General features: G+C 67.8%; 15 protein-coding genes. 10 read left to right on the plus strand and 5 right to left on the minus strand.

Annotation, left to right across the window (positions count from 1 at the left end; translation table 11 throughout):
- Positions 1-2: 2 nt before the first annotated feature.
- From ACSNN8_RS25155 to ppsA, 3 genes are all read left to right on the plus strand, one after another.
- Positions 3-1370: an MFS transporter gene (locus ACSNN8_RS25155; protein WP_436652008.1), complete on the plus strand. Its 1368-nt coding sequence runs from the start codon at positions 3-5 to the stop codon at positions 1368-1370.
- Positions 1371-1499: 129 nt separating this feature from the next.
- On the plus strand, positions 1500-2861 hold the full coding sequence (locus ACSNN8_RS25160) for a threonine/serine ThrE exporter family protein (RefSeq protein ID WP_436652009.1): 1362 nt from the start codon (positions 1500-1502) through the stop codon (positions 2859-2861).
- 326 nt (positions 2862-3187) lie between these two features.
- Entirely contained in the window at positions 3188-5548 is a 2361-nt protein-coding gene (ppsA, locus tag ACSNN8_RS25165) for a phosphoenolpyruvate synthase (protein ID WP_436652010.1), read from the plus strand.
- On the opposite strand, the gene ACSNN8_RS25170 is transcribed toward ppsA, so the two are convergent.
- The 3 genes from ACSNN8_RS25170 to ACSNN8_RS25180 form a co-directional block, all read right to left on the minus strand.
- Complete coding sequence (locus ACSNN8_RS25170; protein WP_436652011.1) at positions 5538-6596, minus strand: pyruvate, water dikinase regulatory protein; 1059 nt, start codon at positions 6594-6596, stop codon at positions 5538-5540. The two genes, ppsA and ACSNN8_RS25170, sit on opposite strands and share 11 nt — an antisense overlap.
- A 1472-nt stretch (positions 6597-8068) precedes the next feature.
- On the minus strand, positions 8069-8797 hold the full coding sequence (locus tag ACSNN8_RS25175) for a hypothetical protein (protein WP_436652012.1): 729 nt from the start codon (positions 8795-8797) through the stop codon (positions 8069-8071).
- Positions 8798-9004: 207 nt separating this feature from the next.
- Positions 9005-9292: a hypothetical protein gene (locus ACSNN8_RS25180; RefSeq protein ID WP_436652013.1), complete on the minus strand. Its 288-nt coding sequence runs from the start codon at positions 9290-9292 to the stop codon at positions 9005-9007.
- Positions 9293-9795: 503 nt separating this feature from the next.
- Here ACSNN8_RS25180 and ACSNN8_RS25185 point away from each other — a divergent pair.
- The 5 genes from ACSNN8_RS25185 (at position 9796) to ACSNN8_RS25205 (ending at position 16786) form a co-directional block, all read left to right on the plus strand.
- The gene (locus tag ACSNN8_RS25185; RefSeq protein WP_436652014.1) at positions 9796-10431 is read left to right on the plus strand and encodes a hypothetical protein; all 636 of its coding nucleotides are present in this window, start codon (positions 9796-9798) and stop codon (positions 10429-10431) included.
- A gap of 335 nt (positions 10432-10766) precedes the next feature.
- Positions 10767-12944 (plus strand): GTPase domain-containing protein, encoded by a 2178-nt coding sequence (locus tag ACSNN8_RS25190; protein ID WP_436652015.1) that lies wholly within the window; start codon positions 10767-10769, stop codon positions 12942-12944.
- Positions 12941-14659, plus strand: a complete 1719-nt coding sequence (locus ACSNN8_RS25195) for a GTPase (protein ID WP_436652016.1) — start codon at positions 12941-12943, stop codon at positions 14657-14659. Before ACSNN8_RS25190 ends, ACSNN8_RS25195 begins: the two co-directional genes overlap by 4 nt.
- Positions 14660-15136: 477 nt before the next feature.
- Complete coding sequence (locus tag ACSNN8_RS25200) at positions 15137-15598, plus strand: hypothetical protein (RefSeq protein ID WP_436652017.1); 462 nt, start codon at positions 15137-15139, stop codon at positions 15596-15598.
- A gap of 870 nt (positions 15599-16468) precedes the next feature.
- A complete protein-coding gene (locus tag ACSNN8_RS25205; protein WP_436652018.1) occupies positions 16469-16786 on the plus strand; it encodes a hypothetical protein in 318 nt (105 codons plus the stop codon).
- Positions 16787-16859: 73 nt separating this feature from the next.
- On the opposite strand, the gene ACSNN8_RS25210 is transcribed toward ACSNN8_RS25205, so the two are convergent.
- Positions 16860-17006 (minus strand): hypothetical protein, encoded by a 147-nt coding sequence (locus ACSNN8_RS25210; protein ID WP_436652019.1) that lies wholly within the window; start codon positions 17004-17006, stop codon positions 16860-16862.
- Between the two features lie 205 nt (positions 17007-17211).
- On the minus strand, positions 17212-17604 hold the full coding sequence (locus ACSNN8_RS25215) for a hypothetical protein (protein WP_436652020.1): 393 nt from the start codon (positions 17602-17604) through the stop codon (positions 17212-17214).
- A gap of 300 nt (positions 17605-17904) precedes the next feature.
- Between ACSNN8_RS25215 and ACSNN8_RS25220 the strand changes: the two genes are divergently transcribed.
- A complete protein-coding gene (locus tag ACSNN8_RS25220; protein WP_436652021.1) occupies positions 17905-18618 on the plus strand; it encodes a GmrSD restriction endonuclease domain-containing protein in 714 nt (237 codons plus the stop codon).
- A 462-nt stretch (positions 18619-19080) separates the two neighbouring features.
- Positions 19081-20439 (plus strand): VWA domain-containing protein, encoded by a 1359-nt coding sequence (locus tag ACSNN8_RS25225; RefSeq protein ID WP_436652022.1) that lies wholly within the window; start codon positions 19081-19083, stop codon positions 20437-20439.
- Positions 20440-20975: the final 536 nt, after the last annotated feature.

Genomic DNA, 20975 nt, shown 5'->3' on the forward strand with positions numbered 1-20975 from the left:
TGGTGTCAACCACAAGAGACAGTGCTGCCAATGCCGGGGCGGCCTCGGATGCCGCTAAACGACGTTTTCTGGTTCGTCTGGTCGCCGTCCTGTCCGGCGGCATGTTCCTCGACGGCTACATCCTCGGCATCATCGGCACGGTGGTCAGCATCATCGCCGACGACTTGGAATTCTCAAATCTCTGGGAAGGCCTGATCGCGGCGGCCGCCTTGATCGGCATCCTGGTCGGCTCACCGCTCGGGGGCTGGCTCGGCGACAAGTTCGGCCGCAAACCGTTGTTCCTGATCGACATGGCGCTGTTCTGCGTCGCCTCGGGTCTGCAGTTCTTCGTCGATTCCGCGGGAGTGCTCTTCGTCGTACGCCTGCTGATGGGCGTCGCGATCGGCGTCGAGTACTCGGTCGGATGGCCGATGATGTCCGAGTTCTCCCCGGCCCGGCTCCGCGGCAGGCTCATGGGCATGGGCTTGATCGCGTTCTACGTCGGATTCATGGTCGCCTACCTGGTCGGTTACGTGCTGACCACCGCCACCGACCTGAGCTGGCAGTTCATTCTGGGCACCACGACGTTCCTGGCGGTCCTCCTGTTCGTCGCGCGGATCGGGCTCCCGGAGTCGCCCCGGTGGCTGTGGAACCAGGGTCGTACCGACGAGGCTCGTACGGTCGCCCAGAAGTACCTGCTGGACTCCAACGATCTGACCGACGTCCAGCATGAGGACACCCGGAAGGGCACTTTCGGCATGCTGTTCTCCCGGGAGTACTGGCGGGCCACCGTCTTCTGCTCGGTCTTCTGGTTCTGCGCCGTCACCCCGTACTTCGCGATCGCCACCTTCGCCGCAAGCGTGCTCGAGAACTACGGCCTCGGCAGCGGGCTCGCCGGCGGTGTCGGGCTCTCCGCCGTCGCCGCGGCAGGCGTCGTCGTCACGGTTATTTTCATCGACAAGATCGGCCGCCGCCGGCTGACCATCCCGCCGCAATGGCTGTGCGCCGTCGTGCTCGCCATCATCGGCTTCTGGGTGGGCGCTCCACCCGTCGTCGTCCTCACTCTGTTCCTGATCTTCTCGTTCTTCAACGCCATGTACAACACGCTGACCGGCGTCTACCCGGCCGAGGTCTTCCCGACCGAGATCCGTGGGCTCGGCACCGGCTTCGCCACCGCCTTCAGCCGCATCGGCGCCGGCCTGGGAACTTTTGTCCTGCCCTGGTCCATGGACAACATCGGCGTCAGCGCGACCATGCTCTTCGCCGCCGGCCTCGTCACCGTCGGCGCCATCGTGTCCCAGCTGCTCGCCCCGGAAACAGCGGGCGTCAACCTCAGTCAGTGCTCCTCTGGTATGCAGCACGGGCATTCGCTGGCCAACGTCTCTCACTGACAGCGCGTCAGACACCTTCGGGCGGACCTCGCGGACACACCACCTCCGTAGGGGCCGCCCGCTGGTGTTGTCGCCTGTTGTCCGTACGGCCCGGTCCGTCCCTCGATCCCAGGCGGAGACGCCCGCACCATGACTTCTCTGATCAACCGCGTCCGCGGACGGCTGAATTGCGAAGCACGCGACCTGATGCGCGGCGGACCGCCCACCGACGAGCTGGTGCGGCCGATGGGCGGCGACGTGCCGTCGGATACCCGAGTCGTTCAGGTGCTCGACCTCTGCATGCGCGTCGGCGAGGTACTGCTGTCCAGCGGAGAGCCGGCGGGCCATGTCGGAGCCACGATGACACGGCTCGCCGCGGCCTGTGGGCTTCCGACGGTCGACGTCGACATCACGTTCAACTCGATCGCCGTCTGCTGCCATCGCGGAGTGGCGGCAGCGCCCGTGACGACGATGCGCATCGCGCAGTACCGCACCACCGACCTCACCCGGCTCGAGTTGGTCACCGGCATCGTCGAGCGGGTCGAGCGCGGCAAGATGACGGCGGAGACAGCGGCCGGCGAGCTGACCGCCGCCATCGCCGCCCGCCATCCGTACCCGCGGTGGGTGGCTACGGCCGGGTGGGCCGGCCTCGCAGCAGCCGTGGCGCTGTTGCTCGGCGGATCTGTGATCATCGCTGCCACCGCCTTCGTGCTCAACGCCTTCATCGATCGCCTCGGCCGTCGGCTCGGACGATGGGGAGTCGCCTCGTTCTTCATGCAGCTGATCGGGGCGGCGGTTGCGACCACCGCCACCATCGGTTTGTTCGCTGCCGGGGCGATCCCCGAAGGCGCGCGTCCCTCGCTCGTCATAGCGGCCGGCATCACTGTGCTGCTGTCGGGTCTGTCCGTGGTTGGCGCCGTCCAGGACGCGATATCGGCGTACTACGTCACCGCCACGGGCCGGGCCGCGGAAATCGCCCTGCTATCGGCCGGTCTGCTGGCCGGTGTCATCCTCGGACTCAAGCTAGGCCAGCTGTTCGGCCTCATCCTCGACCCCGCTGCAGCGCTGGGCGCCGACCTGAGCCAGTTCTGGATCTCCGCCTGCGCCGCCACCGTCGCGGCCGCCATGTTCGCCCTGGCCGGCTATGCGCCGCTGCGCGCCCTCCCCGCCGCGGGACTGACCGGAGGCGTCGGCTGGGTGATCTATGGTGCACTTACCGTGTTCGCGAACTTCGGCCCGGTCTCCGCTACCGCCGTCGCGGCCACGTTCGTCGGGCTCGTCACCGGACTCGTCCGCCGGCGCAGGCGTTTGCTCCCACAAGTAATTGTGCTGTCCGGCATCATTCCTCTGCTACCCGGTCTCACCGCATACCGAGGCTTCTACCAACTCGCCACCCAGGAGGTGGTCGACGGTCTGGTCACCCTCACTCTTGCTGCAGCCATCGGCCTGGCCCTCGCGGCTGGGGTCGCGCTCGGCGACTTCATGTCCCGTCCCCGGCCGGTCAACCCCTGACCCTCACAGCGAGGGCACCTCTCTCACACCGAGAGGCCGACTGCGCCACCGGCGCCGGTCAGCAAATGCACCAGCTGCCGAGAGCGATGGTGCAAGGTCGCGCTGGCTCCGAGGACGAGCGACTCATAACGTGGCCTTTGAACACCATCGGCTCATGTTCGCAGCCTCCACCCTGACCAGCCCATGCCGTGACAACGGTCGGGGCGATGCCTGATGTCGAGCTGCCGCAGCGGTTCCCTTCAATCGCCGCAGTACGGGCACCAACCGTACGAGCCAGCGGTGTACATCCCTGGTGAAGTCACAGGAACAAAACTGAGGAGCTGAGTATGAGCAGCGGCAACGTGCGATGGTTCACCGAACTGGGTATGGCCGACCTCGACCAGGTAGGGGGCAAGAACGCCTCCCTCGGCGAAATGATCGGCAATCTGGTCACGGCCGGGGTGAACGTGCCGGACGGGTTCGCCACCACCGCGGACGCGTTCCGGCGGTACGTCGCGCAGGTGGAGACCCAGATCAACGATGAGCTGGCAGCGCTCGACGTGGACGACGTGCGGCAGTTGGCCGCGGCCGGACGCCGGATCCGGGCAACCGTGCTCGAGCAGCCGTTTCTCGAAGACCTGGAACGCGACATCCGCGAGGCGTTCTCTCGGCTGGACAGCGACAACGCAGGATCCTTCGCGGTGCGTTCCAGCGCGACCGCGGAGGACCTGCCGGACGCCTCATTCGCCGGACAGCAAGAGACGTTCCTCAACGTCCGCGGAATCGACGCGGTGCTGCGGGCGGTCAAGGAAGTCTTCGCGTCGCTGTACAACGACCGGGCCATCGCGTACCGGGTACATCACCGCTTCGAGCACGCCGGGGTCGCTCTGTCGGCCGGCGTGCAGCGGATGGTCCGCTCGGACGTCGGCTCCTCCGGGGTGATGTTCACCGTCGACACCGAGTCCGGGTTCCCCGAAGCGGTGTTCATCACATCCTCGTACGGCTTGGGCGAGGCGGTGGTCCAGGGCGCGGTGAACCCGGACGAGTTCTACGTCTACAAACCCGCTCTGCGGGCCGGCCGTCCCGCCATCCTCAAGCGAGGTGTCGGCAGCAAGGCCACCAAGATGGTGTTCACCAACGACCGTGCGGTGGGCCGGACCACCGAATTCGTCGAGGTACCCGAGGGCGACCAGGCCCGGCTCAGCCTCACCGACGACGAAGTGGAGCAGCTGGCTCGGCACGCGCTCACCATCGAGAATCACTACGGCCGGCCGATGGACATCGAGTGGGGCAAGGACGGCGTTGACGGCCGGCTCTACATCCTGCAGGCCCGGCCCGAGACGGTTCAGTCCAGGCAAAACGCCGGCGCCGTGCGCCGCTTCCGCCTCACGGAGTCCGGCGAAACGCTCGTCACTGGCCGGGCGATCGGCCAGCGGATCGGCGCCGGCGCGGTCAAGATCCTCCAGTCGGCCGAGCAGATGCACTCCTTCGCACCCGGGGACGTGCTCGTCGCGGACATGACCGACCCCGACTGGGAACCAATCATGAAACGCGCCGCCGCCATCGTCACCAATCGTGGCGGGCGCACCTGCCATGCCGCGATCATCGCCCGCGAGCTCGGCATCCCGGCAGTGGTCGGCACCGGCGACGCCAGCCGCACGCTGATCGACGGCCAGGAGGTCACCGTCTCCTGCGCCGAGGGTGACACCGGCCTGGTGTACGCCGGGCGGCTCGACTTCGCAGTGGAGGAGAGCGATACCGGTGAACTGCCGGACATCGGCGTCAAGGTGATGATGAACGTCGGCACGCCGGAGCAGGCCTTCGCGTTCGCTCGCATCCCCCACGCCGGGGTCGGCCTGGCCCGGCTGGAGTTCATCATCAATCGCCAAATCGGCATCCATCCGAAGGCGCTTCTGCAGCTATCCGACCTCGACCAGCCGCTACGCGCCACGATCGAAGGCATGATCACGGCGTACGCGAGCCCGCGCGAGTACTTCGTGCGACGGGTCGCCGAGGGGGTCGGCATGCTGGCCGCCGCGTTCGCCCCGCATCCGGTCATCGTGCGGATGTCCGACTTCAAGAGCAACGAATACGCCAACCTGGTCGGCGGCGAGGTGTTCGAGCCGGACGAGGAGAACCCGATGATCGGCTTCCGCGGGGCCTCCCGATATCTGTCGGAGGACTTCCGTGAGTGCTTCGCGATGGAGTGCGAGGCGATGCGGATCGTCCGCGACGACATAGGGCTGACCAACGTCAAGCTGATGATCCCGTTCGTCCGGACGGTCGCCGAGGCGCAGGGAGTGATCGAGCTGCTGGCCCGGTACGGCCTCGAGCGCGGTCGTAACGGCCTGGAAGTGGTGATGATGTGCGAGGTTCCGTCCAACGCGGTGCTCGCCGATCAGTTCCTCGACCACTTCGACGGCTTCTCCATCGGCTCGAACGATCTAACCCAGCTCACCCTGGGCCTCGATCGCGACTCGGCGCTGATCGCAGAGTCGTTCGACGAGCGCGACCCGGCGGTCCTGTCCCTGATCAGCGCGGCGATCCGGGCCTGCAAGGCGCGCGGCAAGTACGTCGGCATCTGCGGGCAGGGACCCAGCGACCACCCCGACTTCGCCGAATGGCTGATGGGGGAGGGCATCGACTCGATCTCGCTCAACCCGGACTCCGTCGTGGAGACGTGGCAGCGGCTCGCCGCTAACTCCTGATCTTCAGCTTCTGCAGGATCAGCGTGGCCATCTCCTCGACGGACGACGCCGAGGAGTCGATGGTCGGTATCCGGTGCAGCCGGAACATCGCCTCGGCGCGGCGCAGTTCGTGGGTGCACTGCGCAAGAGACGCGTACCGGGAGTCCGGACGCCGCTCACTGCGTACCTGACTGAGCCGCTCGGGGTTCGTGACTATCCCGAAACAGCGATCCCGCAGCTTCCGCAGCGGCCGGGGCAGACCGACACTCTCGAGGTCCTCGTCGACCAGCGGGTAATTGGCCACGAAGATGCCGTGCTGCAGGGCCAGGTACATGGTGGTCGGCGTCTTCCCGCACCGGGACGGCGCCAGCAGGATCACCTCGGCTTTGTCGAGCGCGCGCAGGCTCTGCCCGTCGTCGTGCTCGATGGCGAACTCCACGGCCGCCATGCGGTTGTTGTAGCGCTGGATGTCCCCGACGCCGTGCAGCCGGGCCGCCACATGCATGCCTCGCACGCCGAGGATGCGCTCCACCGGCTCCATGTGCAGGCCGAAAAAGTCGATGACCGGGCACCTCGTCGTGAGCAGCACCTTCCGGATCTCGTCCACCGCGGCGGTGAGAAAGACCAGCGGCAGGACCGGCCCGTCCATCGCCTCGTCCAAAATCGCGACAATGCGCCGCGCCTCGTCGACGGTGGAGATGAACGGGAACAGCCGGCGCTCGAACGCCAGATCCGGGAACTGGATCAGCAACGCGTTCCCCATGGTCTCGGCGCTGATCCCGGTGCTGTCGGAAAGGAAGAACACCGGCACGGTCGCATCGCTGGACACCATGGCTTCCATCCTCGCGCACCCGACGCTCAAGGGAGACAGACGGCTGAGCGGGTCGGCGGCGAGCAGGCGTGGCGCGGGCACCGGTGGCGGCGTGGTCTCGAACGCGGCGTAGGTGTCGATCTCGGCGTTGAACTTGGCCAGCCAGAACGGGTGAGCGTCGATCAGTAGCTTCGCTACCACGTCGACGCCGTCGTGCACGTCGGCGAGCAGGACCGCCTTGTCGCGGCGGTGCAGCACGGCATCGACGCGTAGGCCAGGACACAGCGTGCTGGTCTGTCGTCGAACGGGCGGGTGGCGGTGTTGATCTTCAGATGACCTCCCCGCATGCGACAGCGGACTGGGGCCGGGGCGCCGCTACCGCCGGCGGGAGGTCGAGCGCGGCGTCGGCGCTCGCCCGATCCACCGGCTTGGTGACGGCGGCGGCAATCACCGGTAGCGCTTGCTCTTAATAGTACAGGTCTACCGGCTTGCCGCGGGTGTGACGAGGGCGTACACGCGGTGCGGCATCCAGCGCGCCGTTCGGCCCGGCTGTCCGGGTTGGGGTGCCGGTAAGAAACGTGTCACCAGCCGCCAACGACGGTGATTACATCTACGCGAGGTAGCTTGCGGCGATGTCCTCGGGTGGGTTGGTGTAGCGGTGTATGTGGCGCTGGGACCGGTGGCCGAGCCGGCGCTCGAGCTCGTAGGCGTCGCTGCGGATGGTCTCGGCGAGCGCGAAGGCGTACGTGTGTGCCGCACAGCCCCACTATCCAGCGCGCCCTGGCCAGCAGACGGTGACGCTGCTGTACTACCAGCCGCAAGTCCGACTGATTCTCGCCCCGGCGGATGGGCCGCCCGAGCCGGGGGCTTGTGTGGGTCGCCGTCCGCACGAGGTGACCGGCTTCGTCCGCCGGCTACCGGCCGGAGCGACAGCGTCGCCGCAGCAACTCGAGCATCGGCACGGAATTAAGTCACGATCCTGTAGACAATGATAGCGGCAGCAACGACGAGAGCGACGAATACACCGCCAATTAGGACGTGTCGCCACGTGTACGAGAGCCTCAGATGCACAGTTTCGCTGTAACTGTGGTATCTGGCGTTACCGATAAAAGGGCTCGCACTAGGTGCCGAATCTCGAGCAGCTTTGCGCATCTCTTCGTATGCTGCCTGGGCCGCGCGCTCATCTCTGATTCTCCGCCAGCGAACTACACCGAAGACCGCCCCGGCTAGAGCTATCGCGCCAGCGATGACCGACGCAACTTTGTCGGCTTCGTCCAGCCAGTCCCACATAGCCGCAGCCTAACGAGGTTCCTGCAGGAAGATAAAGATCGAGGCCTGAATGGAAAATTAGTACTGGTGTTCTGCTCACCGCTAGGGTCACGCCGTGGGCGAGCCTCGCTGCGAGCTGTGGCAGTCAGTCGTGGAGGTCTCGTATCGGTCTGCCAGCTCACGAGTAGACGGCAGGTTTGCGACCAGGCTTTAGCAACCCGGCGGCTGTGCCCTGCCGAGATCGTCTCTGATGGTCCGCCAGAGCGGCGGCTATTACCCCACAAAGACAGCCAACCGGGATAGCCCGCTACCCGTCTCAGGAACCCACGCCTTACGGCAAGCGATGCTTGATGATCGCGTGGCACGCACCGCTCGGTCCTCAGGGCTGGTCGTCGTCGTCGAGATGCGGCCGGTGCTGCTTGATCCGTTCGACGTCGGCGGCGTCCCACACCTTGCCCATCTCAAGCACCTGATAGGGGTCGGGAAAGTCTTTGCGGGTGATGATCTGGTAGGCGCGCTGGCGGGAGACGTTGAGCCGTCTGCGGATCTCGCGCGGCCGCGATCACCGGATCCGTGGCGATCTCCTCCTCGGCCGGGCCGGTCAGCCGCAACCAGGCCATCACGGCGACGGGTTCGTCGTGCCCGGGGCGGCGGTACACCCGAAACGCCTCGGGCTGGCGGTCCAGCCAGAACGCCGCGATTGCCGCGCTCTGCGCTTCCTCGGTTCGCGTCACTAGGCGCCGGACCTGCGCGGCGTCGCCCGGGCGCAGGGAGTCCTGCCACACTGTGCCGCGGTCGCCGAAGTCAACGTACGGGGTGAACAGCGGGTTGTCGCGCTGCAGGTAGAACAGGTCGAGGATGACCCGCTGTTGCTCGCCGCCACCGGCGCGACGCAGCTGCTGCATGAGGTGCTGACGGATCCGCTCGTTGAGAACTGCGTACGCGTCGTGGTCGCGCCACCGCATGTCGGCGTCCAGCACCTCCCGCACGAGGTCGTGCGGGAACAGTCCGAATGGTTCCTGCTCGATGAACGACAAGCTGCGCATCCAGGAGAACACGTCCGATGCGTCGGTGACCTGCAGTCCGGCGCGCAGCAAGTCTTCGGTCGTGGCCCGTACCCGAGCACACACCTCAAGCGCCCGGCGGTGCCGCGGTCCCGGCACGGTGGTCAGGAACCGGTCGAGCAGCAACCGCACCACGTCCGGGATCCCGGACTCCCACCCCGGGCCGCTCACCGAAAAGATGCTCGACGTGCGGAAAGTTGCTGGCCACCAAGGCACCCCCCACGCTACGCCTCGCTGCTGCACAGCGGCCGCAGCGGCATCAAGCACCTTGGTCCGTCCTTCTCTCTACCAGAACCGGCGGTCCGCCGCCGACAAGCCAGCCAGATGCTGTTGCTAGACCGAATCGCCGCCCAGCTCATCCCTCAGCTTCCGCAGCCGCGCACGTTCCTCACGCTCCCACTTCTCAACAGTGGGATACGGCAGATCGAACTCCTCCGCCAAGTCCTCGAACTCATTCCTGCCGAAATGCTTCGCCCGCAGCTGCTCCGTACGGCGACGATTCTCCAGCGCCATCCGCTCCGCCGCCGACGCGCTCGACGAACCCGGCTCCGGATCCCCCAGCAGTAACCGCTGACACCACGCCAGCGCCACCACAGCGGCCAGGATGCCGAAGATCAACATCTTGACAATCTAAGGGCCACCAACACCGCCCAACTGCACAACGTCCGGTTCAAGATCAACGGACGACACAGAACTGGCTGACTAGACGAAAGCCGGACAGGTTAGCGCCGATGTCCTTCCCAGAAGCGCGATGCCGATCATCGCCGCGGCGTCGTCCGCCCGCCCGGCGTCACAGCCGGTGAGCGCCACGCGGGCCCCGGCGTCGACGAGGGCCGCGGCCGTGGCGGCGCCAAAGCCCGCTGGTGCCGCCGGTGACGAGCACGCGGACGCCGTCCCCCGCAAGTCGCTCGTGGGCAAAGCGTCGGCCAGCGGCGAAGGGGGGCCTGCAGTCCATGCGCCCCTTTTCACGACATAGGACCGACCCAGAGCCCGACAAGGGCTCCGACACCACGCGGAACTGCATCAAGAGGGCTCGGGCCCGGGAACAGCACGGCCGCCACGATCGAGCCACGTAACCCTCGTGCGCCGCGGAAGTCGCGCCCCGACGGCCGTACTCTGCGCGCATGATTGAAGATCCGTTGCGTGAACTCGAGGACGGCCTCCGCTACTGGAAGACTCGCCCGAAGTGGCCCGCCGACCTGCACAACAGCTTTTACCGGCGGCGAGCGGAAATCACCGACGGCCTGTTCACCGACACCTGGTGGAAGCAGACGCTGCGCGACCTCCACGCGTGGATCGCTACCCGCAATGCTCGCCATGCCGATCTGACCGAGCGGTTCCGCCACCACCGCACGGAACTGCAGCACGCGTGGGCGTCGGTGATCGCACCGAATCTCGCCGGAGACATCACCACCGTCACCTGGGAACAGGTCTGCGACCTTCCGGCGCTGGGTGCACGGATCAAACCGACCGCCTCGGGGTCCGGGGTGTTCCCGTCGAAGCTGTCGCACTTCATCGCCCCGGCCCTGTTTCCGGTCCTGGACCAGACCGCGCTGCCCGGCGGTCAGGGCAGCTATGCCGGCTACTTCGATTTGGTGCGCCAAGCTTGGGCCGGCACGCGCGCCGCGGACCGGGCCGCGCTGCAGGAACGGCTTACTGCCGAGATCACGAATGCTGGCCATGATGAACCCATCACGGGGTATCCGTTCGTGAACAAGATCGTGGAGTTGCGCCTTATCGGCCGGCATCACCCGGCCTGAGACCCACCAGTGAGTACGGGTCCAGGTGAACGTCGTCGACTCCTACGCGTCCGACTACGCGGCCCAGCCGAGGCTTGGAGCTCTCCGAGAGCAGAGGGCGTGCCCCCGGCGGCGCGTAGCCCTCTGCGTGGTCGAACGGTGACGGCCCCGGAGGCCCGGCATGTCGGTGGGCGCATATACGGTGTGCCCGTGCTCAGGGGGAGGCAGGCGCGCAAGCTACTGCGCGTGGTGATGGCGAATTGTCCGCATACGGCGGATAAACGGTCATTAAGGAATGTCCGGGTCGACGTCTCACCGGCCCTGCCACGGTTGTCCAGTGCGACCGAGGTTCGACCGTGACCGGGCGGATCCCCGGCCGGCCCGGCGCGCCGGCTCAGGAATCGGCAGGAGTGCGGACAGCCGGGGCGGAAACGTCGTCGATGACCGTGCCCGAGGCGTTCCGGGCGCTGCTGGTGGCCGGTGGGCGAGATGCGTCTCGCATCCTGGCACAGGCGGCGCAGGACATCGACACGCAGAGCAGCGTCAGTGAACACAGAGGGTCGCTCGGGGACGCCGTCGAGGTCCTGCGTCACAGTTCGGTACGCCTCGACGCCGTCTGCGACCTGCTCGCGGACCGTGATGTCGAACGACCCTTTCGCGTCGTCCTGATGGGCCGGACGATGGCCGGTAAGAGCACCCTGTTCGAGTACCTGTCCGCCGGCGACGGGACACGCGTCGGCGACGGCAGGCAGCGCTACTCCCGGGACTCCTGTGTCCGGGTCGCGAAAAAGATCCCTGTCGAGATCGTCGACACTCCGGGCGTCGGCGCCATGGATGGCGAAGAGGATTACGAGGTCGCGTTCGGTCAGGTCGCGGAAGCGGATTTGATCCTCTGGGTGGCCACCGACCAGGCCACGCAGGAACAGACCGGACACGCGCTCGAACGGCTGGCCGACCTCGGCAAGCCGATCCTCGTCGCCCTGAACTGTCTCACCGACGTCACGGACGACATCGGGCTGCTGGACATGATCGAGGAGCCCGACCGGGTGTTCGCCGACGCGGAGGGCAACCTGGCGCCGATCCGTCGTCACCTCTCACGCGCCGGCGGGCGTTACCTCGACGCGGTGCCGATCCACGCCCAGGCGGCCCGACTGGCCTCCACCGGTGAACTCGACGCCGACGAAGCCCGCATCCTGCACGCCAACAGCCGCATCGACGCCCTGGTGGGGGCACTGCGCCTGCAAGCGGAGCGCACCCGCGGACAACGGCGGATCATCAGCATCTGCGACGGTCTGCGCCTGGCGCTGCTGGACGCCGCCGGCGCGCTGGGGGACGCCCGCGTCACAGCGGCCACGGCGCTGAAGACGAGCATGGGGATGCAACTCGAGTTCCGGACGCGCGCCGTGCGACGCGTCGACGACGCGCACGAAGAACTCAACGCCGCCTTCGCGGCAGCCGTCACCGCCCGCGAGCGCTGGGCCGAGACCGTCGACGTCGACCAGGACCTCGACAGGATCAACCAACGGCTGAACGACGAGATCGCCGCGCTGCGCACCGAACTCGAGCGCTCCGCCGCCGACACCGGACAGCGGCTGCAGGCCGACCTGAACGACATCGCCGTCGACGTGGCCGACGACTGGGCGGGGCTCGCCGTCGACGGCTTCCGCGATCTCGACGGCACCGGCGCGGTCTGGGGTAACCGCGCGGTCAAAGCCGGTGGGCGTTTCGCCCTGGGGCTGGGCGGGCTCGCCCTGGGCGCGAAGGCTGGCGCGGCCGCCGGCACTCTCCTGGGGCCCGGTCTGGGCACCGCGATCGGTGTGGTCGCCGGTGGCACCATCGGCATCGCCTCGAGCCTGCTCGGCGCCGACCGGCTCATCGACTGGATCGGCGACAGGACGTTCCGCAGCGCCGCGGAGATCCGCAGACGCCGCCGCCGCAAGATCCGCGACCAGATGTCCGAGCGGCTCACGAAGCTCAAGGGAGATCTCGTACCGGCCGCCGAGCGGGTACGACAGGGCTGGCTCGACGCGGTCGAGGACGAGGTCGCCCGGCAGTACGCTGCCAGCGCCGTGCTCGAACGCTCCCTCACCGTGCTGAAGCGCGCCGCCTCGGACGAGATCGAACCGGCGATCGCCCGGATCGACACCGAACTCGCCCGCGAGCTCCTGCGCTGCACCGGCCACGAGCAGGTCGCGTCGACCGTCGTACGGGCCACCCGCTGGCGGGGTGCGGGCATCGCGGTCGAAGTCCCGGAGCCGGCCTTCCGCGAACTCGAACTCCTCCCGGCGACCCAGTGCGTGGAACGGATCATGCCCACCTCGGCGGAGGGATCGGCGAGCGCCGGCGCGCTGCAGATCATCCGGCATCTGGCAGAACGCGAGGTGACCGTCCACGAGACGAGCCCGGACAGCCTGGAGGTCGTCCTGGACGAGCCCGTGGCCGCCGGGGTCCGGGAGGCATGGCATGCTCTCGCCCGCGTGCACACCGGCGTCGACGTGCGCATCAGGGAAACGGTCGAAGGAGGCCCCTCGTGACGAACGTCCTCGTGCACGAACTGCCATCGCGTGCCCAGGAGCTGATGTCACGCCTGCAGCACGTCCTGCAGTCCGGTTCCGGCGCGCTCGCCGGGGAGCTACTCGCCCGCGCCCGCATCGAATCCCGGCAGAAGCCGCGGATGGTGCTCACCGGCCAGTTCAGCAGCGGCAAGTCGAGCCTGATCAAAGCGTTGACCGACGGGGCCGTGAATCCCGTCATCGACGCCGACATCGCCACCGATGCCGTCACCGAGTACGAATGGGACGGCGCGGTGGTGCTCGTCGACACTCCCGGTGTCCAGTCGGGTCTGCGCGGCCACGACGAACTGGCCTCCGGGGCGATCGGCGAGGCGGACTTCATCCTGTTCGTCATCACCGTGAACCTCTTCGACGACGCCTCCCGCGACTACCTGCGGCACCTGGCGAACGGTCTGCAGCTGTTCGGACAGACGATCGTGGTGATCACTCAGGCCGGCAAGCAGACCGCGGCCGAAGGCGTGCGCGACAAGGCGGTTCAGGACGCGCTCGGCACCTCGGCGTTCAACCTTCCGATCGCCGAGGTCGACTCCGTCTACTACCTGCGCAGTCTCGACGGCGGTCCCCGGGCCGGACTGCTGCGCACACGCTCCGGCATCGACGACCTACGCGCGCGGATCAACCAGATCAGTGAGGACCGGGGCGAACTCGCCCGACTCCGCCAGCCGCTGCATCTGATCCGCCAACTGTGTGACGAGGCACAGCAGCTGTTCGTGGAGGACCCCCAGGAGCAGTCCGCGCTCGGCCTGCTCGCCGCGCAGCGTTCCGCGGTCTCCGACCGCCGCTACATGATCGAGAGGTCGTTGCTCACGGCAGAGTCGGACTTCAGATCGGCGTGCCTGGTCGACGTCACGGCGTTCGTCGACACAACGACGAGTCTCCGCGCCGACGATGCACGGGCGAAGGAGGTCCGCGACGCGGCCGAGGCACGGCTTGTGGAAGCGCTCGAGCGCCATGCCGAGCAGTTCGCCCACGCGATCAACCGGCTGACCGCGATGCAGTTCGACAAGTTCGTGGAACGACTGTCGGAGATCGGCGGCAGCAATCGAGCCCAACGCCTCCTATCGCCGCCCGCGAGTGATGTGGCGCTGGAGACGCCGCCCGGGGTGCAGACCACGCCGTCGGACGCATCCGCACGCCACCAGACCGCGCCGAGCATGGACTGGCGGAAAGTCACCGATCAGATCACGAAGGGCCGGCAGTGGTGGGGTGCCGGAGACGGTCTCAAGAGCGCGTCAGGGTCGGTCGGCCACAACCTCGTCAAGGACGTCGGCCACCTGTTCGGGAAGAAGTTCAAGCCCTGGGAGGCTCTGAAACTAGCTGACAGGATCGGCAAGGCCGCCAAGATCGGCGGCTTCGCGATACAGATCGGCCTGACCGGCTACGAGGTCTGGAGAGGCGAACGCGAAGCGCGCACCGCTCAGCTCCAGGACGAGCGTCGGCACGCGACATTCGTCACCGAGATCATGGGACACGCCGACAAGATCGCGGCCGACGCACGCCGGCAACTCTGGCAGATCATCGACCCACCCATGGACGCCTTCCTCGCCGAGATCCAGGCCGCTCAGGACGAAATCCTCGGCGCCGACCTCGCGCGCGGGACTGCTGCTCGAGAACTGAGCGCGATCGCATCGGAAGCGGATCGTCTCCTGACCGAGAGCTCTGCAGCGGGCGGGTAGTCGACGCGCGCTCGCCGAGAAGCAGAAACCCGATCATGGCCGGACAGCGGTTCGAGGTAAGAAGTGATTCATGGTGCACCGCCGACGCCCGGATTGCCGGTCGGCTCGGTGGCTTCCTGCCTCGATCTCGAGGATCTGCACCCGCCGGGCCGCTGCGGTTCGGGCTCACGGCTCGCCGCCGTACCGCCAGCGCGTAGGACCGCTCCGGCACGCTGTCCGCACACGCCGATGAGCTGGCGGTACGCATCAAAAACAAGTGGTGGTGTGGTTGGTGAATTCGTCACCAATGCAGGCGGGGCGGTCACCGCGGTCCGCATCTTGACGGTCGATCCACCGACACGATCGGGTGACCTCTCCCGATGATGTGAACTAGGAGCTTCCCGCGGCCGTGGCAGCAGCATTAACCGTTTCGCGAACAGTCGCGATCTGCGACGCGTTGGCCGAATCGGCTGCCCAATCCCAGCTCGGAGGATCGCCATGAACCGCATGTCACGCGCAACCGCCCTGACCTTTGTCCCCTTGGCTCTCGGGGCCATCGCGGTTGCGCCGGCTGGTCCGGCGCAGGCCGTTGAGGGTCACCCGGCGGTGGGCTGCCGGGAGGCGCATGCCCAGCAGGATCTGCGGACCATGTCCGGGCAGCGCATGGGCACCGTCCACCTCCGGCAGTACTGGTGCTGGGACGGTGCGAAGGTCACGCAGGTTTCAGACCCGAGGGTGACGATCACTCGGCGGATTCTGGCGCAGTACACCTATAAGTGGACCGACCAGAACGTCACCAAGATCGACCGGGAGCCGCAGAACGGTGGCTACTGGACCCGCCAAACGGTGCTCACCGGCGTGATGAGCTTCTGCGTCCTCAAGTACGGCTGCATCCGCAGTCTCGACATCGAGCTTGACCAGTCCCTCTTCGGCGACGGCGTCTCCTACGTCGCCCCTTGAGAAGTGGCACGTCGCGGATGGCCGCGTCCGCCCACCGGCGGACGCGGCGACTGCATGACCGCGGTCAGGCTGCCGTCATGGTCGTCCTCGCCCATGGCTCGGTGCGCGCCGGATGCCGCGTCGCCCAACGGCGGCAGCGGGCGACGGAAATCGCGGCCTATCGAGTTTGGTGGGTTAGCTGACCCGCGGTGTGTCGGCTCCTCCGAAACGCCGGGGACGGCCTGGAGTTCAGGAGTCGTCGTCGGCGCCAGGGCCGCGGCGCCGACGTTGAGTCGTTGAACGATGCGCGGGCCCACCGGGCGCACCGGCGCACCGGGCGCACCGGGCGCCCGAGCCGTGTGCTGGGCACGGCGAGCCGGGAGCCGGTCGGAGCGGTCGGCGCCGACCGGCACGCCGCGGTACGCCAGGCGTCGGCCGAGCGGCCGGGCTGGCGGACGCGAGCGGCGAACCTGCGCACCAGCCCGGGCGACGACCGCGAGGTCGAGTTCGTCTTCGCCGTCGACTACCAGGTTCGGGGCGGTAGCGGGCTGTCCGTGCTGGCCACCGCCTCGACGGGTTGGTCGTGCGGGGCCGGTGCTGTGGCGGGACAGCCACCAAGCGGTTGCCCCATCCGGCCCGCGGCCGCAGCGCTCGGGGCCGTAAGTCGCTGCTGCGAGCTCGCGATGCCGGTAACGCCGCGGCCAACCGCAACGCCGACACCGCTTCGCCACTCTGGGCGAACGTTCTTCGTGAGGCGCGGTCGCGCCGATGCAGCGTAAAGGGAAAGGGTGCCGTGGTAGCCGATCGTCTGCAGAAGGCGCTGGAGATGGCGCAGACCGTCCGTGACCCGCGCCGGCGGCGTCAGCCGGCCAGCGCGCTTGGAGGCTGGCGGTGAGCGGGTCGCGCATCCGTGACGCGGGGTGGGAGGCGCACCGTGCCGCGATCGCACATCTGGAAGCGTTTGGCGACGCGATGCTGGCCGAGGAGGACGGCTACGCCGATGAGGTCGTGTCGCCGGCCGTCGGCCCGTACTGCGGATGTTCCGACTGCGACGTGCGCGAGACGCTGGCCGCTGCCTGGCCCATCCTGCTCGCCGATGCCGCCGCGATCGTCGAGGTGGCCGGGCATAAGGTCGCGGCGCAGCTGCTACGCGCGGAAACCACTCGCGTCCGGGAGGTCTTGGCCATCGACCCGGGCGTCGCGCACTGACGGGATCGGCCATGCCGGCAGCTCGGACCGGGCCGGCCAGCCGGTGGGCTCTACGGGCGTCCGGGCGAGCTGGTCAACGGCTCGGGTCAGGCAACGCCTGCCGGACCCGGACTGCGGGCACCTGCAGCACCGCGGCGAGGGCGCGTATCTCGTCGTCGGTGGCGGGGCGGCGGCCCTGCTCGAGCAGGGCGTCCTGGAGTTCAGCGCTACGACCGAACAAGACGTCGACGCAGACGTCATCGCCGAGGCACGCCGCATCGTCGGTTCCACTAACCTCACTGCTACGGAAGATTTCTAGCCGGAGTGTCACGGATCATCTGACCCGGATCCGTAATGCATCAATTGGAGCCTGGCACCCCGCGCCCGCCTCTTCTCGGAGTCTCGGAGCCGGCGACCGACGGATTAGAAAGGGTCCCGTCGCGTTGTCAGCCGCGACCGCGAGCCCGCTCCCGCCTTTGCGTGGCGCGGATGGTCTTACGGCGTGACGGCAGCACAGGCGTGCGTTCACGCCGCATCGCGATCAGCTTTCGTGTTGGCGCCTCAAGCACGAAGGTCACGCCGGCGAGCACAAGGAGAGCCAGGCCGATCGCAAAGATCGCCGTCGCGAGGAGCGACATGACGATCGCGCCTCCAGTCGGCTCCTGCTTCGAAGTGGTGCGGTAGCTGAACAGCTGACGACGGGTGGTGTAAACCGTCTGGGTTTCTTGGGTGGCAGGGTCACGGAACACCCTGGCGGCCCACCCGTTCATGAAGGCGCCGGCGCGATAGATCCGCACGCACAGCATCGTCTGAGCGTGGTTGATGTTGGTTCGGCTCATGGCTCTGCTGATCGGTTGTCGGGGCGGCGGGTTTAATATCGCGGCCATCACCGTACGGTCCGAGCCGCTTAACCGGGCCGGGCGGCTGCCGAAAGGGGACGCGTGGCCCGCCGACCCCTCCTGCTCACCGCCGCCGTGGCCTTGGCCACGGCGGCTGCCGCCGGTTGCCGGGCCGACGCCCCGCCACCGACTGCGCCGGTCGTCTCGGCAGCGCCCGCGGTTACGGCAGCCGCGAGCGTCATGGCAGCCCCGGCAGTCACCACGAGTCCAGCATCGCCTGCTCCCGACGTAGGAGCGCAGGTGGAAGCCGTCCGGGAGCTTCTTGCCCGGATCCCGGTAGGTGGCCGCGGCTCTAAGCCGGGCTACGACCGTTCGGCCGTGTTCGGCGCGCCATGGGCTGACGTCGACGGCAATGGCTGTGACACCCGTGACGACATTCTGCGCCGCGACCTCCATGGAGTCCGCTTCTTGGGACGCTGCACCGTCGCCGCCGGCTTGCTGAACGATCCGTACACCGGCCGCGCAATCGAGCTCTCCGGTGGCGGCATCCAGATCGACCACGTGGTACCGCTGTCCCTGGCCTGGCAGCTCGGCGCCGCCAGTTGGACGCAAGACCGGCGCGTTCATTTTGCCAACGACCCAGCCAACCTCCTTGCGGTCGACGCCTCCGCGAATATGCAGAAGCGGGACTCCGGGCCCGACTCGTGGCTTCCGCCCAACAAGCTGTACCGGTGCACGTACGTCGTCCGCTTCACTCGGGTGACCAGCGGGTATGGACTTCGACTCACCGCGTCCATGCGCGACGCCATCGCTACTCAGCTGAACGGGTGCCGGGAAATACAGGGCGACCTGCCCGCGACTTCCGTGCTCTCGATCTCGCCATCCACCGCGGCCGAAAGCTACTTCCCCAACTGCGCCGCCGCGAGGGCCGCTGGTGTGGCCCCGATCCGTCGCGGCCAAGAGGGCTACCGCCTCGGCTTGGATCGCGACCAGGATGGCATCGCATGCGACTAAGTCCGACGACTGGCTCTCGCCTCTTTGCAGCCGCCGGCGCGATATTTCTCCTCGACGCACCGACGCGGAAACTGATCGCAGTGCGGCGTGAGCGGATGCCCGCGCTGCCCTCACGCCGGTAGACCATCCGCGCCATGCAGGCGCGCGAGCGGCTCGGGGTCGCGGCTGACAAGGAGACGAGCAGGGTCCGCTGCTCGGACCAGTTGGCAGATCTCACGGCAGCCGAGCCTGCTCATACCACCGCGACGCTTGGGTGCCTCCGGTCGGTGGCGGGTTAGCGTGTATCCACCCTCGAGGTCATGGCCGCCCAGCCCGGCACGACCGGCTGATCCCGCTTGCGACCGGACCGGCCGGACCGGTCGCAAGCGCAACACGGGAGCAGCCACCTAACTCCTCTGCGAGCGAGCGTGGGCGATTGCATTTCGGCCACACACTAAGCCAGGCGATGGCACGATCGTCTCCATGACGGTGCTGCTCAAGGGTGCCAATACGGCGCTGGGCGCCATGTCGGTTCTGGTCACTCTCACGTGGAAGGCGAGACCGGACGCGCCGCATTTGGATGTTTCGGCGCTGCTGCTCACGCCGGAGGGCACGGTTCGCGGGCCGGGTGATTTCGTCTTCTACAACGCCCCGCGCCACGCATCGGGCGCGGTGCGACACCTGGGCAAGCAGGCTCCGGCCGGGGGCGTCGGCTTCGAAGGCATAGAGGTGGAGCTGGGGGCGGTCGAGCCCGGCGTCGATCGGATCGTCATCGCGGCTTCCACCGACGGCGAGCCGATCGGGCGGGTGCCCCAACTGACGTTACTCGTCTCCGACGCAGGCTTGGACAAGCGCCCGCTGGTCCGCTTCGACGACATGCAGGCCAACAAGGAGACCGCCTTCGCAGTGGGCGAATTCTACCGCCGCGCCGGCGGGTGGAAGTTCCGCGCCGTCGGTCAGGGCTGGGACACCGGGCTCACCGGATTGGCCACCGCGTTCGGCATCGTCGTGGAAACGCCGACGCCCGTGTCGCTGTCGAAAGCGGACAGATTGGTGCGCCTCGAGAAGTCCCTGGCCGATTGCGGCGACCGCCATCTGCTTGACCTCACCAAACGCGCCGGGGTGTCGCTCAGCAAGCGGGGACTTCAGGAGCACACCGCGCGGGTCGCGATCTGTCTCGACATCTCAGCCTCGATGGCCGATCTGTACGACTCGGGGAAAGTTCAGGCCTTCGCCGAGCGGGTGTTGGCTCTCGGCATGCGCTTTGACGATGACGCTTCCATCGACTGCTTCCTCTTCGGGGTGGGCAGCTACGAGGCCGGCACCATGACGCCGCAGAATTATCGCACCCATCTGCGTGACATCCTCGCCGAGTACGACCTGGAGGGCGGCACCTACTACGGCGACGCGATCAATCTCATGCGCCGGTACTACTTCGGTTCCGGGGTGTCCGGCCCAGAGTCGGTGCCCGTCTACGTCATGTTCCTCACCGACGGCGCGGATTTCGACGAGGACGCCACCCGTGACGAGATCCGTGCCTCCAGCCGGGAGCCGATGTTCATTCAGTTCATGGGTATCAGCCAGGCATCCTCCCAGGCCGTGAAACCGGTGCGGCGGGGCCTGTTCGGACGCCGGACGGCGCCGGCGCCACAGCCGGTGTACTCGAGCGAGTTCGCCTTCTTGGAAGAGCTCGACGAAATGCCGGACCGTATGCTTGATAACACGAACTTCTTCGCCGTCTCCGATCCGATAGAGCTGGGCGATGATGAGCTGTTCGACCTGTTGATGACCGAGTATCCGGACTGGCTCGCCCAAGCGCGGGCCCGCCGGATCGTGGGCTGAGCTCCGCACCTCGACGGGGTCCTCGGTAAAGCTAGCGACGGGTGGACGCATCCGCGCTTCCTCGCAGGCATTCGTACCAGCCTCGGACCGCGCGGCCCGGGTCCACCTCGGCGGTGGCCAGGGGCATGCCGACCGGCGTGGCCCTGGTCAACTTCTCCTGCTCGTTCAGCGGCTGCCGGAGTAAGCCGACGCCTACCGGCGCGAGCTGGCCGCGCAAGGCCGCCCGGCCGCGCAGGCCGACACGGAGGCGCGGGCCCGGGACCTGGCTGACGCCTTCAACCGCATCCTCAACCTCCACGCACTCCGTGTCCGGGCAGGTGCTCGTCACGCTGCGGGAGGTGTTCGCGGTCACACCCGGGATCGACTCGGCGCGGATGGTGGTGCTGCGTAACGACCGGCGAGACGTCTATGGTCGCGCTGTAGTGCCCTGCCCGGCCGCGGTCACCGTGACGCTGCGGCACTGGTTGGGATTCGGTGACAGGATGCGGACGCCGACCGCATCCTCACCGCCGTCGCGCCGGGAGCGTGGTTCGGCA

This window comes from Actinoplanes sp. URMC 104 (assembly GCF_051386375.1).
Classification (GTDB): domain Bacteria; phylum Actinomycetota; class Actinomycetes; order Mycobacteriales; family Micromonosporaceae; genus Actinoplanes.

Coding starts and splice junctions, on each gene's coding strand:
- ACSNN8_RS25160 (WP_436652009.1), top strand. CDS start 1,500: ATGACTTCTCTGATCAACCGCGTCCGCGGACGGCTGAATTGCGAAGCA.
- ppsA (WP_436652010.1), top strand. CDS start 3,188: ATGAGCAGCGGCAACGTGCGATGGTTCACCGAACTGGGTATGGCCGAC.
- ACSNN8_RS25180 (WP_436652013.1), bottom strand. CDS start 9,292: ATGTTGATCTTCGGCATCCTGGCCGCTGTGGTGGCGCTGGCGTGGTGT.
- ACSNN8_RS25185 (WP_436652014.1), top strand. CDS start 9,796: ATGATTGAAGATCCGTTGCGTGAACTCGAGGACGGCCTCCGCTACTGG.
- ACSNN8_RS25200 (WP_436652017.1), top strand. CDS start 15,137: ATGAACCGCATGTCACGCGCAACCGCCCTGACCTTTGTCCCCTTGGCT.
- ACSNN8_RS25215 (WP_436652020.1), bottom strand. CDS start 17,604: ATGAGCCGAACCAACATCAACCACGCTCAGACGATGCTGTGCGTGCGG.
- ACSNN8_RS25225 (WP_436652022.1), top strand. CDS start 19,081: ATGACGGTGCTGCTCAAGGGTGCCAATACGGCGCTGGGCGCCATGTCG.